Genomic DNA, 16,288 nt, shown 5'->3' on the forward strand with positions numbered 1-16,288 from the left:
CTTAACGTATTATTATATATCGTTTTAGTACTATTCAAACGACTGCATTTCTACCAGTTTTCTATAAGTACCATTTTTAGCCATAAGCTCGTCATGAGAGCCCTGTTCAACAATACGCCCTTTTTTCATAACGACGATGTTATCTGCTTTTTGGATGGTTGAAAGCCTATGAGCAATTACTACCGATGTGCGGTTTTGCATCATGTTTTCAAGGGCCTGCTGTACCAGTCTTTCACTTTCGGTATCCAGGGCCGATGTTGCCTCGTCCAGAATCATGATAGGAGGGTTTTTAAGTACGGCACGCGCAATACTTAAACGCTGTTTCTGTCCGCCCGAAAGTTTGTTACCACTATCACCAATGTTTGTATCAATGCCTTTTGGTAAATCTTTTACAAATTCGTAGGCATTGGCTATTTTAAGAGCATCTATTATATCTTCTTCGGTAGCGTCGGATTTACCAAGCATTATATTATTACGTATAGTATCGTTAAACAGAATACTATCCTGTGTAACAAGTCCCATTAGGCCACGTAGGGAATGAAGGCTGAAATCTTTTACATCGATACCGTCTATTTTTACGCTACCCTCCTGTACATCATAGAAACGGGTAAGTAGGTTAGCAATGGTACTCTTACCACTACCGGACTGCCCTACAAGGGCAACTGTTTTTCCTTTTGGTACGGTTAAGGAGAATTCTTTAAGTACATTTTCATCTTCATACCTAAAGTTAATGTTTTCTATAGCAATTTCTTTTTCAAAAGTATTTTTTTCAATAGCTCCCTGTTTGCTAACAATAGGGTTTTCCTGTTCCAGTATTTCCATAACACGTTCGGCTGCCGCGTTACCTTTCTTAACATTATAAGAAGCCCTTGATATGGCCTTTGCCGGAGTAAGGATGTTATATGCAAGTCCCATGTAAGAAATAAAATCGGGAGCATCCAGTGTGCCTTCAACAAGTACCATATGACCGCCAAACCATAAAAGGGCTGCGATAACTACTATACCCAAAAATTCACTTAAAGGCGTAGCTACATTTTGCCTGTTCAGTATTTTGTTAGATAAATTGAAAAATCTTGTGTTTGAGTCTCCAAATTTTCCTTCAAAGTTTTTTTCAGCGTTAAAGCCCTTTATAACTTTTAGTCCTCCCAGGGTTTCTTCAAGTATTGATATAAATAACCCTTGTTCTCTTTGAGCTCTGTCTGACTGTTTTTTTAATGATTTACCTACTATCGAAATAAGCCATCCTGAAAGCGGAATAAAAATAAAAACGAACAGCGTTAGTTTGACACTTATTACAAACATTGTTATGATTGTAAAAAGTATGGTTAATGGCTCGCGTACTATTAGTTCCAGTATAGAAAGGAAGGAGTGTTGTATTTCAAGTACATCCGATGATACACGTGACATGATATCTCCTTTTCTTTTTTCTGAGAAAAAAGAAATAGGTAGTGCTATCGTTTTGCTGTAAATAGCATCTCGTATATCTTTAAGTACTCCATTTCTTAAAAAGGTAATAAAGTACATAGCGCCATAGTTACAAAGGTTTTTTAACAGGAACAGGGAAATAATAAGCCCTATCATGATGGAAAGAACATACTGTTGCCCATGTTCAGCAGAAGTAGTACTGATGTAATACCCCATATAATCCTTTAGGTATCTTCCCGTATCCATAAAACCTTCATAAACAGGTTTGGCAAAAATTTGTTCCTCTTTTTCAAAAAGAACGGTCATCATAGGTATAAGTGCTACGAAAGAAAGCGCACTAAATAAAGCATACCATACATTGAAAAATATATTTAGGTAAGCATACCTTTTGTAGGGTTTCGCAAAGCGAAATATTTTTTTAAAATAATCCATTTATATCAAGTTCATCTCTTCAATAATATTCCTGATTTTATGATCAAGAATTGTTTCCACCTCACGTGCGTTTTCTACTTTATCTAGCATATCGTTTACACTGAAGTAAAATTTAATTTTAGGCTCTGTTCCACTTGGTCTTGCACAAATTTTTGTACCGTCTTCAAGGTAATATATCAGTACGTTAGATTTTGGTAAAGTTAGTGCTTCTTCTTCACCTGTAAACAGATTTTTTGCGGTAGAAGCCTGATAATCTTCAACCATAACCACACGCTCACCGTTTATTTCTTTTAACGGACTCTCGCGCAGGTCAATCATCATCTGTTTTATTTCCTGAGCACCATCCATACCTTTTTTGGTTAGTGATATAAGGTACTCTTTATAAAAACCATACTTCGTGTATAGTTTTAACAACTCCTGATACAGCGAACTCGCATTGGCTTTTGCCTGTGCTGCTATTTCGCATAATAAAAGGGTAGAGGTAACAGCATCTTTATCGCGTACAAAGTCGCCCACCATATAACCGAAGCTCTCTTCACCGCCGCCTACAAACTGTAGCTCAGGGAAATCAACAATCATTTTGGCAATCCATTTAAATCCGGTAAGTCCTACTTTACATTGTACGCCATAATTAGTAGCCAGTTCCATAAGCATAGGTGTAGACACTATAGTTGAACCTATAAACTGGTTCCCGGTAAGTTTGCCCTGCTTTTTCCATTCTTCCAAAAGGAAGTGCGTCATTAGCATCATGGTTTGGTTACCGTTAAGCAGTGTCATAATACCTTGGCTGTTTCTTACGGCAACACCAAGGCGGTCACTGTCGGGGTCGGTACCTACAACAATATCAGCATCGGTTTGGTTAGCCAGTTCAATAGCCATTGAAAGAGCTTCAGGTTCTTCAGGATTTGGCGATTTTACTGTTGGGAAATTTCCATCCGGTACAGCCTGTTCGTTTACAATATGTACGTTACTGTATCCGGCATCCTCAAGCAAATCAGGGATAAGCTTAACCGATGTTCCGTGAAGCGGAGTGAAAACCACTTTAAGCGCATCTTTTGCTTCCTGAGGTGTATTGAAAGTAGCTGCCCTCAATGAAGCTCCAAGGAAAGCCTTGTCTACATCATTATCTATATATTCAATCAGGTTTTCGTTAGCATTAAAGTTTATTTGATCGTACTCTAAAGCTTCAATAATACTAATGATTTCTCCGTCCTGTGGTGGTACAAGCTGTCCGCCATCCTGCCAGTATACCTTGTATCCGTTGTATTCCGGTGGGTTGTGTGAGGCTGTAAGTACAATACCTGCATGACAGCTAAGGTGTCTTACGGCAAAAGAAAGTTCGGGCGTTGGTCTGAGGTCGGTAAATAAAAATACTTTGATACCGTTAGCCGAGAAAACATCGGCAACCACTTTGGCAAGGGTATCACTGTTGTTACGGCAGTCGTAAGCAATAGCTACTTTAATTTCTTCACCTGTAAAAACCTTTTTAAGGTAATTACTAAGTCCCTGTGTTGCCTTGCCCAGAGTATATTTATTGATACGGTTAGTTCCCGGTCCCATAATACCGCGCATTCCCCCGGTTCCAAACTCAAGATTTTTGTAAAAGCTGTCTTCCAGTTCTTTTGGTGACGATGTCATCATTTCTTTTACAGCTTCCTGTGTCTGGTTGTCAAAAAGGGGTGATAGCCAAACATTTACTTTATCCAGTATCTCTTTTTTGATATCCATAATTTTATATTATTTGGAAAAAGACATATTTGTGTAATATGCCTTTTATAAAACTTCGCTTATTTTATAACGTTCTTCGTTGTTTTTTGTCCTCAATATTATCTCACCTAAAAATCCGGCAAGAAACAATTGAGTACCTATAACCATAGTGGCTAACGCTATATAGAACCACGGGTTACTGGTTACCAGTATGGTTGGTTCGTTGTTATATAACTTATAAAGTTTGATTATACCTATATATAAGGCAGAAAGAAAACCTATAATAAACATAAGTACTCCCATGGCACCGAAAAGGTGCATTGGTCTTTTACCAAAGCGGGAGAGGAACCAAATAGTAATCAAGTCAAGGAAGCCGTTTATAAAGCGGCTCATTCCAAATTTTGATGTTCCGTATTTTCTAGCCTGGTGTATTACTACTTTTTCGCCTATGTTACCAAACCCTGCGTTTTTTGCCAGTACCGGTATATAACGGTGCATTTCGCCCGATACCTCTACATTTTTTACAACTACGTTTTTGTAAGCTTTAAGTCCGCAGTTGAAATCGTTAAGTTTTACCCCCGATGTTTTTCTGGCAGCCCAGTTAAACAGTTTGGAAGGCAGGTTTTTTGCGATTACCGAATCGTAACGCTTTTTTTTCCAACCCGAAACCAAATCGTAATCCTTAGCTGTAATCATATTATACAGTTCCGGTATTTCGTCCGGACTATCCTGTAAATCGGCGTCCATAGTAATAATTACGTCTCCCTGCGCTTTGGCAAACCCGGCATGCAGTGCCTGAGATTTACCGTAATTGCGCAAAAAGCGTATACCTTTTATGTTGGGGTTTTGTTCCGCCAGTTGTTGTATGCTGTTCCAGGAACCATCAGTGCTGCCATCGTCAATAAAAATGACCTCATAGCTGTAATTGTTAGCCGTCATAACGTTAACAATCCACTGGTGTAATTCCTGTAAGGACTCCTCTTCATTAAGGAGTGGTATAACTATGGATATATTCATTAATTATTGCTCGTGTGTTGTATTTTTTTTGAATGCAGCGGCACATATAAGACCAACAACAGAATAACCAAGTATTGAAATTGCCAGACCTTTTAGTTGTGAGGCGACTCCAAAACTATCAGCTTTTTCCATTTCGTCAACCATTTTCTTTATATCCTCTGTGCTACTTCCGAAACTTTGAAGAGTTTTTGCTGTTGATTCAATAATAAGATCCATTACAGTTGTTTTTGCAGAAGGATCAATTACATTAAATAATAGTATAACAAATAATGTAGAGCCTAATGAGCCTATTACTATAGTTAAAAAATATGCTGTAAAGGCTTCTTTAAAACTTATAAAACCCTTTAATGCAACTTTTGCTTTTGCTATAGCTATAATCCCAAGAACAATAAAAAGGATCATTTTAATAATGTTAATCCATGGATTAACAAAAAGATTTATATCAACTGTATATTGAATAGTTATTAGTGCTATTAAAAGTATTCCCAGAATAATACCGAAGTTTACGCCATTCTTTTTTATTGCTTCTTTCATTGCTGTTGTTTTTTGATTTGGTTTATTTAATCTACAAATATACTAATTACTCTATAATGAGTAGCGAAAAACAAAAAGTGTTACAGTCAAAAAAAATAATTGTAATGATTTGTTTTTAAAAAAATAATTGTACTTTTGCGCTCTGAATTGAAAAGATTTAAAAACTAAAAAGCTGTGAGGCGTTTACACCTTTCCTGAAAGAAGGGAAGCCGCGAAATAGTTTTGCAGCCAGAACAATACAAAATTTACAAAGATGAAAAAAGGTATTCACCCAGAGAATTACAGATTAGTAGCATTCAAAGATATGTCTAACGACGATATTTTTATCACTAAATCTACAGCAGATACAAAAGAAACAATTGAAGTGGACGGAGTTGAATATCCGGTAGTGAAAATGGAGATCTCAAGAACTTCACACCCTTTCTACACTGGTAAATCTAAACTTATCGATACTGCAGGACGTATTGATAAATTCAAAACTAAATACGCTAAATTCAAAAAATAATTTTTGGATTTATCTATCATACAGAAAAGCCTTCCGTTTACGGAAGGCTTTTTTATTTGTAAGTATTACAATTACTACTGCCTGCCCGTTAAGAAACTTTTTTATTGAAAAGATTTGATGTAAATTCGTGCTGTTGCTTTTTAATGCTAAACACCACAGTAATGAATTATATATTATTTGACGGAACGGTGCGCAACGCCCTGTTACCTTTTACCTTTACTAGGCCGGTGGCCGATATACGTGTGGGAATACTTACCATACGTGAAAAATGGGAAAAATACCTGGGCTATACCACAACTACGCTTACCGAGGAGTACCTTATGGATAAATATCCTATGGTAGAGATGGAGGAGAATATAATGATTAATGCGTCATTCCTGCCAAATGAGGTACTTGCCGAAATGGTACAGAGCCTTGAGGAAAACCAGGCTATATTTTATGGTGATGAGATAATTGCCTTTTACACTAAAGATACTCAGGAAGAAGTGGATTTTGATAGCTATGAGGCGATTGAATATACCGAAGACTGCCTGCGTGTTGAAAATCCGTGGGATATATTTAAAAATAATGATGCAGCCATAAGGGAAGATTTTGAGCTTCTTACTGCCGACAGGGTTTCTCAGTCTATACCGTCGAGCGTTAATGTTATTGCAGCCGAAAATATATTTATTGAGGAAGGAGCCAAACTGGAGTTTGTAACTCTTAATGCCTCAACCGGACCTATATACATAGGTAAGAATGCCGAGATTATGGAGAACTCTGTAATCCGCGGGCCGTTTGCGCTTTGCGAAGGGGCACAGGTAAAACTGGCTACTAAAGTATATGGTGCTACTACTGTTGGACCTCATTCAAGAATTGGCGGAGAGGTTAATAATTCGGTACTTTTTGGTTATTCCAACAAAGGGCATGATGGTTTCTTAGGGAACTCGGTTCTTGGGGAATGGTGTAATATTGGTGCCGATACCAATAACTCCAACCTTAAAAATAATTATGAGGAAGTAAAACTGTGGAGCTATGAAAAAGAAGGTTTTGTGAAAACCGGACTTCAGTTTTGCGGACTTATGATGGGTGACCACAGCAAATGCGGAATCAATACTATGTTTAATACGGGTACGGTAGTAGGGGTGAGTGCGAATGTTTTTGGTAGCGGTTTCCCTCGTAATTTTGTGCCGAGTTTTTCATGGGGTGGTGCGTCAGGATTTACCACTTACATCACTAAAAAGGCTTTTGAAACTTCTCGTATAGTAATGTCAAGACGCCATGTGGAGTTTACTCCAGAAGATGCTGCGATATTGGAGCATGTTTTTGAGGAAACCAAAAAGTGGAGAAAAGAATAATTATACTGATTTGAATAAACGTAATAAAAAATCAAAATATAGTATAGGAAGCCTGCTGTTACTGCTGGCTTTCTTTTTTTATTTTGTATTCGTAAAAAACGGCAGCCTACCAGATTTAGAGTCAAAACCTAAAACTGAAAAGGAAGCGCCTTTTTCCCAATTTACAGGCAAGGTTGTTAGTGTAAGTGATGGTGATACTTTTAAAGTATTGTATAACGGTAAAAAAGTGAAGGTTCGCCTGCTAGATATTGACTGCCCCGAAACTAAACAAGCATTTGGCAGTAATGCTAAAGATTTTGCTAATAAATTATGTTATGGGAAAACGGTTACTGTTGATCCAAAAGGCGGGAAGGATCAGTACGGTCGTATATTGGGTTATGTATATGTTAATGATACCATTAATGTAAATGCTCTGTTGGTAAAGGAAGGCTTAGCCTGGAGGTATAAATATTCCGATAACGAGGAATTTAAGAAGTTGGAAAATCAGGCTCGTATACAATATAAAGGGTTGTGGGTTCAAAAGGATCCTGTTGACCCGTGGGAGTGGAGAAAACTCCATAATAGGAAATAAAAAAGGCTGCTAACAGGCAGCCTTTTTTGTAAAAAGAATATCAAGAATAATCGAGGTACTCATACCCGATTTGTTTTTAGTCGTCCAGTCTTAAAAATTTACCGTTGTTGTCAAACTCCAGCTCTAAGTCGTTTAAAAGTTCTACTTCATAACCCCAGCGTTTTTTCTCGGCTTTTTCAACTCCATGTCCTTTGTAATTTTTATGAATATATTCCATAATTACTTTTGGTAAAACGGTATCGGGTAAAGCATAGCCGTTTCCGTCTATTTCCTTGCAGTTTCCCTTTGCATCAAATTCCATTTCCACACCACCTGTCATTACCACTTCATATTCGGTTTCCCTTATGTCTTTATCTTCTATTACATAAGACGGAGCCTGATTGGGGAAGTTTTGGGAAATAAAGGTTTTTGCTGCAGGTGGCAGGTCGTTAAGGGTTATTTTTCGTTCCTGTCCAAAAGCAGTAACAGTGAAAAGAATAATTAATAATGTTGAAAGTCTCAAAAGTGTTTCCATAACTATATGTTTTTATTTTATAGTACAAGTTTATAACCCGAATCTGGAAACAATTGGGAAATTAAACTTTTAAGGGAAAATAATCCTGAAAATATGTTTTTGGTTGTATTCGTAACCAACCTTAAGATTGTAGTTTGAAGCGATAGACTGTACAATGGCAAGCCCCAGCCCGGTGGACTGTTCGTTTAATGTACTACGGAAGAAACGGTCAAAAATTTTGTTTTTATCAAGAGGATTTTCTCCGGTATTTAGGAATGTTAGCCTGTTTTTGTCGGCAATAATTTCAAGACTGCCACCAGATTTGGTATGTGTAATGGCATTTTTAAGCAGGTTGTTTACCAGTGTTACTGCCAGTCCCTTATTCATGGCAAAATTGAGTTGGGAAATATTGACGGTGTTAATGGTTACTTCCTTATAGTCGGCAAAGTCTTTAAACTCTTCGGTAAGTTCATTTATTAAAGTATTAAAGTCAATATTTTCCTCTTCCTCAAACTGTCTGTTCTCAATTTTAGAGAGCATGAGTAACGATTTATTAAGGCGTACCAGTCGGTTTAGGGTATCGTTTATTTTAGAGATTTCAATAAGCTGTTCTTCATTCAGGTTATTGTTTTCTGCCAGTAGTTCGAGTTTGTTAAGGCTTATGGCAAGCGGAGTTTGTAGCTCATGAGAGGCGTTTTCTATAAATTGTTTCTGACTGCTGTATACCGTTTCGTTTTGTTGAAGTACCTTTTCCAGTTCCTGTCCCAGTACTTTAAATTCGGAAACAGGGGAGTTGGGGGCTTCAAACTTAACGCCCGATCCCAGTTTGAAACCTTTAAGCCTGTCCAACATTACATAAAAGGACTTCCATACTTTTCTTAGGATAAAATGATTTAGTACCGCGATACTTACTACCAACATAATATAGAGCGCAATCAGGGCTGTCATTAAGTCTTCAAGTAGTTCGTCTTCCTCTACCATAGAGGCACGTATGGTTAACTTATACGGATTGCCGTGCCTGTCGTTAAATACGGTTTTCAGGAGGCGAACAGGTTCTTCATCATCGTCATACTCCATGTACTCGAAATCAGAAGAGAACTTATCTGAAAAATCATATAGCGGGCCTTTAGGTAACGGTTCTACCTTAAACTGGTTAATGCCATATTCCCTTATATTTAGTATATCGTCGTTAGCGTATGATTCCCTAATAATAAGAATCTTGGAGTTCTTGAGTCCGTCATCAATATTGTCATACACTTCGTCCAGTATAACCACATAGTAAAGGCTGGCCCATAGGGCTATAACAGCCAGTAGAGCTATAATAAGATAGCGTAATGTATAATAACGGAGTTTCATTTATGTCATTTTATAACCTATCCCGTAAACCGACTGTATATCGGCTTCGGCATTGTTGTCCTTTAGTTTTTTACGGAGGTTTTTTATTTGTGAATACACAAAATCCAGATTATCGGCCTGATCGGTATAATCACCCCAAACCGATTCAGCCAGTGCTGTTTTATTAATAAGTCGGTTAGGATTTATCATAAAATAGTAAAGCACATCATATTCCTTTCGGTTAACTGTGATAGAGTTACCGTTTATAAATACTTCACGGTGTTCGGGGTCTATTTTAATATTACTCCACTCAATGACGTTATTGCCATTATGGCTTTTTCGTCTCACTGCCGATTTGATTCTTGCATGTAGTTCGGCAAGATGAAAAGGTTTTGCAAGATAATCGTCGGCACCAAGATCAAGACCTTTAACCTTGTCATCAACAGCATCTTTTGCCGAAATGATTATAACGGCATCACGACGTTTCATATCCTTTAGCTCCTTAACCAGGCTAAGGCCGCTTCCGTTAGGGAGCATTATATCTACCAATATGCAATCGTAATCATATCCGCCTATTTTTTCCATTCCGGAAATGTAGTCGTAGGCAGTTTCTACAATGTATTTTTCTTTTTCAAGCGATTGGGTTATGGTGTCCCTAAGATTGGCTTCGTCTTCTATTATTAGAATCTTCATTCGGTCATTCAATTAGGTATATCAAATATACGCATTTGGAATCCCAACATAATTCCAAATTTGGAAAGAATTGGGAATTTCCTACAGAATGTAGGGGGTTGCCTTATTCTTTTTCGGCTTTTTTAACCCTTTTAAGTGTAAGCAGGTTTAACGGGTTAATGCCCAGTCCGCTTACATCTTTTCCTGTAAAACGGGAAGCCTTGTCATAAAACAATGCTATTACAGGAGCTTCTTCCATAACAAGTGCATCCAGTTGTTTGTAGATTTCCTGACGTTCCTTATCATCGGTAATCAGGAATGTTTGCTCGTACAATCTGTCGAATTCCTCATTTTTAAAGTGTGTATAGTTTGGCCCTCCCGGAGAGAAGTTCTTGCTGTAAAACAGGGAAAGGTAGTTTTCGGCATCCGGATAATCGGCAATCCAGCTGGCTTTAAAAAATGATGTTTTTCCGGTAGAAATAGCCTGTGTTAGGGTAGATGGCGGATTCACATCTACTTCCACATTTAGCCCTATTTTTTGCCATTCGCGTTGCAGATATTCGGTTATATCAAGGTATGAGGCACTGGTGCTGATTTGTATTTTAGGATTATTATCGCCCGTATCAGCCTTGTAGGAAGCTACGAGCTCTTTTGCTTTTATAGGGTTGTAATCATACCCTTCACAACCGTAACCTCCAAGTCCGGTTGGTATTATTCCGTTTATGGCAGGGGTACCCATACCGTTTCTAAGATACATAATCATTTTGGCTCGGTCAAAACCATAATTAAGTGCCTGCCTTATTCTTTTATCTTTTACGGCGGCATCGGGTCCGTCCAACCTGAAACCCATATATTCGGTATTAAGGTAAGGTCCGGTAATCATGTTTACCCTGTCGGCATATTTGGGTTGTAGCTGTCCCTTTGGTGTAAGTATCTCATCTTTATAGGATGGGTCAAGCCCCGATACAAAATCCATTTTTCCCTGTGCAAATTGCAGGAAACCACTTTGTTTATCAGGTAAAAAGGTGATGGCTACAGCTTCAAGGTAGGGAAGGCTGTTGCCTCGTTCGTCCTTTTCATAATATAACGGATTTTTGCGAAGTACCAGTTTTACATTCTCTTCCCAAATTTTAAACTGAAAAGGCCCTGTACCGATAGGGTTTGCCCTGAAATTATAACCCTGTTTTTCGAAAGCCTCATGAGGCACTACCGATGCATATTTCATGGTAAGTAATCCTAAAAAGGCAGGGAAGGTTTTATTAAGTTGTATTTGGAAAACCGAATCGTTAACGGCATGGAATGTCTCTACGTTTTGCAGTATCCATCTGCCGGGAGCGGCTACATTTTCATCTAGTAAGCGGTTGAGGCTGTAGGTAAAGTCGGCGGCTGTTACGGTACGGGTACTGTCACTGCCAAACAAGTTGCTTTTATGAAAGTATACATCATTTCGCAGGGTAAAGGTATAGGTCTTTCCGTCTGGAGATATTTCCCATTTTTTTGCGATGTCCGGTTTAATGTTCAGGCTGTCATCCAGTTGTACCAGTCCTGTAAACATCTGGTTACAAACCCAAATGGACGGTCTTATGCGTGAGAAAGCTGGATCGAGCGAGTTTACTGCAGCATTTTCGTTATACCTAAAAACAAGATGGTCGCGGTTTTGGCTTTTGTCGCCGGAGCAGGATGTAAAAAGGAGAAATAAGCAACAAATTGATATGTAGGTTATTATAGATTTCATCAAGTCGATTTTTGTATGTAAATTTGCAACCTCTTTTTTGTAGAGGTAAATATAATTAAAGTTACTGCTTTACAAGGAGCTTATACAATGGAAAACAGGAAAAAAGTCGCTTTTTATACTTTAGGATGTAAGCTGAATTTTTCAGAGACATCTACTATTGCCCGCAACTTTCAGGATGAAGGATTTGATCGTGTTGAGTTTGAGGATGTGGCAGATATATATGTTATCAATACCTGCTCGGTTACCGAAAATGCCGATAAGCAGTTCAAACAGATAGTAAAGAAGGCGATAAAGAAGAATGATAAGGCTTTTGTGGCAGCAGTAGGTTGTTATGCACAACTTAAACCCGAAGAACTTGCAGCAGTAGACGGTGTAGACCTTGTACTTGGTGCAACAGAGAAGTTTAAGATTACCGATTATATAAACGACCTTTCCAAAAATGATATGGGTGAGGTACACTCCTGCGAAATATCGGAAGCCGATTTTTATATGGGTAGTTACTCTATAGGCGATCGTACCCGTGCCTTTTTAAAGGTGCAGGATGGTTGTGATTATAAGTGTACTTACTGTACTATTCCATTAGCAAGGGGGATTTCACGTAGTGATACTCTTGAAAACGTACTTAAGAATGCTAAAGAAATATCTCAACAGAATATTAAGGAAATCGTACTTACCGGTGTAAACATAGGTGACTATGGTAAAGGGGAGTTTGGTAACAAAAAACACGAACATACTTTTTACGAACTGGTACAGGCATTAGATAAAGTAGAGGGAATTGAGCGTTTAAGGATTTCGTCTATTGAGCCTAATCTGCTTAAAAACGAAACGATTGAGTTTGTATCACAAAGCCGTACGTTTGTGCCACACTTCCATATACCGTTGCAGTCGGGCAGTGATGATATTCTTAAACTGATGAGAAGGCGTTACCTGCGCCATGTGTATACTGAGCGTGTTGCTAAAATTAGGGAAGTAATGCCGCATGCCTGTATTGGGGTTGATGTTATTGTAGGTTTCCCTGGTGAGACCGACGAACATTTCCTTGAAACCTATAACTTCCTTAACGAGCTTGATATTTCGTATCTGCACGTATTCACTTATTCCGAAAGGGATAATACTCCGGCAGCCGAAATGGATGGGGTAGTACCAATGAATGTAAGAAGCAAACGAAGCAAAATGCTAAGAGGGCTTTCGGTTAAAAAGCGTCGAGCGTTTTATGAAAGCCAGATTGGTACCACCAGAACAGTACTTTTTGAAGGGGAGAACAAGGAAGGATATATTCACGGATTTACCGAGAACTATGTAAAAGTTAAAACACCTTGGAATCCTGAACTGGTTAATACCCTACACGAAATAAACCTGACTAAAATTGATGAGGACGGAATTGTAAGGATGGAGTTTGTAAACCAACCTGTGGAAAGCATTTCCATTTCCGGAGAATTATAAAATTCAATATTCATATAAATAAAAACAGCCCTGCTTGTAAGCAGGGCTGTTTTTATATTATCGCTCTATTTTTTTACCAATAAATTTTTCCAGTTCTGTATACATATCTTCAATAGAAAGTACTTTCAGGTCTGGGTGTTTTCTTAGCCACTGCGCATTTAGTGCTACAAGTGCTTCGGGTATTTCAAAATAAGTGTCGTCGTCTATTTTTTGTTTCACAGGGCTTTTACCAAACTCCTGATTCATAAAACCGTCAAACTCCTTACGGGTAAGGGAGTCAATTTTTTCGGTTTGCATCCTGAAGTAATCCAGGTGTGCCTGCGAACCTACTTTTTCAAATCCTTCTTCCAGTACTTCGTTAAGCTCTTCAGTCCACTGTGAGTGGTAAACAAACTTAGCAAAACCATCGGTGTTTACATTTGAAGTATAGTAATCGAGGTAATAGCTTATAAGGGAGTCAGGGTGTATATCCTCATCAGAAACACCTTCTTCACGAAGCAGGTTGATTACGGCAATGTTAGAGTTCAATATGGCGTTGGTGTCCTCGCTGTTAAAAGCGCTTTCGGAAACAATTATCTTATCAAATTTCATATGTGTCTATGTGTTATTTACTGCAAAAGTAATGATTACTTATAACTCTAGTATTATGAGTCTTTTTTCTATGGTTAACTTTTTGAACTGCAGTTTTTCCCTAATCCACTCCATGGCATTAGCGTGGTACATAAAAACATGAGTATGGTCATTTTTGTAATACCAACTGCCAAAGTCCCGAGCCTCATCAAACAGGTCGGTCATCAGGTAGAGTTTTCCGTTAGGGAGTAGCAGGCTTTTAAGGAGTTCAAACTCTTTGAGCGGTTCTTTAAAATGTTCGGCTACTTCGGTACAGGTTATATAATCGTATTGTTTTTTTAGCAATGCAGTGTTGTTATGGAAAAACAGGTCGTATTGTTCAATGATATATCCGTTATCCTGTAAAACCTTAACTATGGGTGACCCGGTACCCGATCCAAAATCGAGTCCGTTATGTTGAGGAGAAAAATCCCTTAATACGGCATTGGTAGCAGGGCTAACAAAGTTTTGATAACCTGTATCTTCGGGATTGTTGTTATGGTGTTTATAGTGTGCTTCTTCTTGCTCTGTTGTTAAATAATTCTTTGGGTGCAGAAAAACAGAAAGGCAAAGGTAGCATTGTAAAAACTCCCTTTGCCCTTGTGTATAAAAGCTTTTAGATGAACCGTTGCATAACGGGCAGTAAAGGCTTTCCATATATTGTTAAGGATTAGTAGACCAAATTCCACTTTCCTTGATGAATACCCTACGGTTTAGCTTAAGTTGAGCAACAATTAACTCGGCAATATCTTCTGCCTGCATTACTTTTTCAGGGTTACCATCGGTAAGGTTCAGGTTAATGGCCATATCAGTAGCAACAGTACTTGGAGTAAGTGCAGTTACCCTAATGTTGTGTTTACGTACTTCCTGCATAAGGGATTCAGTAAGTCCCATAACGGCAAACTTAGAAGCACTGTAGGCACTTGTTATAGCAGCGCCTTTTAGCCCGGCAGTAGAGGAGATGTTAATAATATCTCCGCCCTGTTGTTCAATCATACCAGGCAGTACTGCTCTTGTGGTATAATAGATTCCGAAAAGATTCACTTTAATGATATTCTCAAAATCTTCAGGAGTCAGGTCAAGGAACTTTCCAAACTTACCTATACCTGCATTGTTGATAAGAATATCTATAGTTTTGAATTCGCCCAGTACAGTGTTTACCGCTTGGTTAACCGAATCGATATCGGCAATATCAGCAGTAACAACAACAGTTTTTACACCATAAGGTTCAATTTCTTTAGCAACCTGTTCCAGATCGGTTTTAGTACGAGCCAATAAGGCTACATTTACACCTTCGGCAGCCAGTGCAAGTGCTACGGCTTTGCCAATACCTTTCCCTGCACCTGTAATAAGCGCATTCTTTTCTTTTAAGTTTTGCATTATATTATTTAATAGATGTTTAGATCCTTATTCCAGGAGGAAGCATTTCCTTGTACCCAGGGTTCTTTTTGAAAAAAGCTGCAATTTTTGGATATGTAGGTACTACCCTCAACCTTTTTTCTTCAGCAATCGCTAAGATTTCTTTTAAAAAATCCGAAACAATCTCATCATCTTCATCAATTCCTTCAGGCACGTTAATTTTAGTCAGGAAAATTTTTCGCTCCTGTCTGGAATATTCAACTGACATCATTTTGTCGTCAACCGTTGTTTCAAATTGTCTTGAGAATTCGTTGTCTTTAATTTCCATGGTTTTTAGTTAAACTTCATGGGAACCTCGATTACCAGTATCTTGGACTGCTTGTTTGTTTTGATTTCAAAATTTTCAAACTCTACAATGCCATAGGCATCTCGCTCCCTGATGGTTTCATTATTAATTTCAACCTCTCCTTCTATAAGGAAAAGATATACTCCGTTTTCGGGGATTTTTAAATCATAAGTAATAGTTGTGCCAGCCTCAAAAATGCCAAGGCTCAAAAATGCCTGTTGGTAAATCCATAGTGCATTTCCGTCGTTTTTATCTTCAGGCGACACCACTGTAACAAATGAATTTTTACTTGCTTCCAGGTCAAACCCCTTTTGGTCGTAACGGGGACTAACATTATCTTTTTCGGGAAAAATCCATAATTGCAGTGTTTTGGCTTCTTCAGTCTCACTGGCATTAATTTCGCTATGCTGTATACCGGTACCTGCACTCATAACCTGTACTTCGCCAAACCTTACGGTTTCCTGATTACCCATACTGTCCCTATGGGTAAGCCCACCTTCAAGCGGAATAGTAATAATTTCCATATTATCATGAGGATGGGTGCCGAACCCGGTACCTCCTGCAATGGTGTCGTCGTTTAATACACGTAACATACCAAACTGAACCATGTCAGGGTTATAATAGTTGCCAAAAGAAAAAGAGAAGTTGGCTTTAAGCCAGCCATGATTTGCAGTTCCTCTTTTGTTTCTCGGAAAAAGCCTATGCCTCATAAATTATTGATAAATTAAAACGGTGTGTATTCCGGTGAATGGATAAAAACTTTAATTT

General features: G+C 38.3%; 17 protein-coding genes. 4 read left to right on the top strand and 13 right to left on the bottom strand.

All coding sequences use genetic code 11. From position 1 onward, the window contains the following. Positions 1-30: 30 nt before the first annotated feature. Genes V3Z67_RS04030 through V3Z67_RS04045 form a run of 4 tightly spaced genes read right to left on the bottom strand, consistent with a single transcriptional unit; the run spans position 31 to position 5,115 of the window. The gene (locus V3Z67_RS04030) at positions 31-1,857 is read right to left on the bottom strand and encodes an ABC transporter ATP-binding protein (RefSeq protein ID WP_330442084.1); all 1,827 of its coding nucleotides are present in this window, start codon (positions 1,855-1,857) and stop codon (positions 31-33) included. After that, the gene (locus V3Z67_RS04035) at positions 1,858-3,585 is read right to left on the bottom strand and encodes a phospho-sugar mutase (RefSeq protein WP_330442085.1); all 1,728 of its coding nucleotides are present in this window, start codon (positions 3,583-3,585) and stop codon (positions 1,858-1,860) included. It lies immediately after the preceding gene. A 45-nt stretch (positions 3,586-3,630) separates the two neighbouring features. After that, positions 3,631-4,581, bottom strand: a complete 951-nt coding sequence (locus V3Z67_RS04040) for a glycosyltransferase family 2 protein (protein ID WP_330442086.1) — start codon at positions 4,579-4,581, stop codon at positions 3,631-3,633. Positions 4,582-4,584: 3 nt separating this feature from the next. Beyond that, positions 4,585-5,115, bottom strand: a complete 531-nt coding sequence (locus V3Z67_RS04045; RefSeq protein ID WP_330442087.1) for a DUF4199 domain-containing protein — start codon at positions 5,113-5,115, stop codon at positions 4,585-4,587. Between the two features lie 253 nt (positions 5,116-5,368). On the opposite strand from V3Z67_RS04045, the gene V3Z67_RS04050 reads away from it, so the two are divergent. The 3 genes from V3Z67_RS04050 to V3Z67_RS04060 all read left to right on the top strand — a co-directional run bounded on the left by V3Z67_RS04050 (position 5,369) and on the right by V3Z67_RS04060 (position 7,528). Beyond that, positions 5,369-5,620: a type B 50S ribosomal protein L31 gene (locus V3Z67_RS04050; protein ID WP_035130459.1), complete on the top strand. Its 252-nt coding sequence runs from the start codon at positions 5,369-5,371 to the stop codon at positions 5,618-5,620. Positions 5,621-5,781: 161 nt separating this feature from the next. Further along, on the top strand, positions 5,782-6,957 hold the full coding sequence (locus tag V3Z67_RS04055; protein ID WP_330442088.1) for a GlmU family protein: 1,176 nt from the start codon (positions 5,782-5,784) through the stop codon (positions 6,955-6,957). 10 nt (positions 6,958-6,967) lie between these two features. Further along, positions 6,968-7,528 (top strand): thermonuclease family protein, encoded by a 561-nt coding sequence (locus tag V3Z67_RS04060; protein ID WP_330442089.1) that lies wholly within the window; start codon positions 6,968-6,970, stop codon positions 7,526-7,528. Between the two features lie 76 nt (positions 7,529-7,604). Here V3Z67_RS04060 and V3Z67_RS04065 read toward each other — a convergent pair whose 3' ends face one another. The 4 genes from V3Z67_RS04065 to V3Z67_RS04080 form a co-directional block, all read right to left on the bottom strand. Beyond that, positions 7,605-8,042: a PepSY-like domain-containing protein gene (locus tag V3Z67_RS04065; protein ID WP_330442090.1), complete on the bottom strand. Its 438-nt coding sequence runs from the start codon at positions 8,040-8,042 to the stop codon at positions 7,605-7,607. 69 nt (positions 8,043-8,111) lie between these two features. Beyond that, on the bottom strand, positions 8,112-9,377 hold the full coding sequence (gene porY, locus V3Z67_RS04070; RefSeq protein ID WP_330442091.1) for a sensor histidine kinase: 1,266 nt from the start codon (positions 9,375-9,377) through the stop codon (positions 8,112-8,114). Then, complete coding sequence (locus V3Z67_RS04075) at positions 9,378-10,049, bottom strand: response regulator transcription factor (protein WP_330442092.1); 672 nt, start codon at positions 10,047-10,049, stop codon at positions 9,378-9,380. Between the two features lie 103 nt (positions 10,050-10,152). Beyond that, the gene (locus V3Z67_RS04080) at positions 10,153-11,763 is read right to left on the bottom strand and encodes an ABC transporter substrate-binding protein (protein ID WP_330442093.1); all 1,611 of its coding nucleotides are present in this window, start codon (positions 11,761-11,763) and stop codon (positions 10,153-10,155) included. Between the two features lie 87 nt (positions 11,764-11,850). Here V3Z67_RS04080 and mtaB point away from each other — a divergent pair, with 87 nt between their 5' ends. After that, positions 11,851-13,206 (top strand): tRNA (N(6)-L-threonylcarbamoyladenosine(37)-C(2))-methylthiotransferase MtaB, encoded by a 1,356-nt coding sequence (mtaB, locus tag V3Z67_RS04085; protein WP_330442094.1) that lies wholly within the window; start codon positions 11,851-11,853, stop codon positions 13,204-13,206. A gap of 57 nt (positions 13,207-13,263) precedes the next feature. Here mtaB and V3Z67_RS04090 read toward each other — a convergent pair whose 3' ends face one another. The 5 genes from V3Z67_RS04090 to V3Z67_RS04110 are packed head-to-tail and all read right to left on the bottom strand — an operon-like array spanning position 13,264 to position 16,230. After that, positions 13,264-13,797, bottom strand: coding sequence for a DMP19 family protein (locus tag V3Z67_RS04090; protein WP_330442095.1), 534 nt, complete (start codon positions 13,795-13,797; stop codon positions 13,264-13,266). 39 nt (positions 13,798-13,836) lie between these two features. Then, positions 13,837-14,472, bottom strand: coding sequence for a class I SAM-dependent methyltransferase (locus tag V3Z67_RS04095; RefSeq protein ID WP_330442096.1), 636 nt, complete (start codon positions 14,470-14,472; stop codon positions 13,837-13,839). A 6-nt stretch (positions 14,473-14,478) separates the two neighbouring features. Beyond that, the gene (locus tag V3Z67_RS04100) at positions 14,479-15,195 is read right to left on the bottom strand and encodes a 3-ketoacyl-ACP reductase (protein ID WP_330442097.1); all 717 of its coding nucleotides are present in this window, start codon (positions 15,193-15,195) and stop codon (positions 14,479-14,481) included. 19 nt (positions 15,196-15,214) lie between these two features. Then, entirely contained in the window at positions 15,215-15,502 is a 288-nt protein-coding gene (locus tag V3Z67_RS04105) for a GNAT family N-acetyltransferase (RefSeq protein WP_330442098.1), read from the bottom strand. Between the two features lie 5 nt (positions 15,503-15,507). Next, positions 15,508-16,230: a pirin family protein gene (locus tag V3Z67_RS04110; protein WP_330442099.1), complete on the bottom strand. Its 723-nt coding sequence runs from the start codon at positions 16,228-16,230 to the stop codon at positions 15,508-15,510. Positions 16,231-16,288: the final 58 nt, after the last annotated feature.

The sequence above is a fragment of the Flavobacterium sp. C4GT6 genome, from assembly GCF_036347315.1.
In the GTDB taxonomy this organism is placed as follows: domain Bacteria; phylum Bacteroidota; class Bacteroidia; order Flavobacteriales; family Flavobacteriaceae; genus Flavobacterium.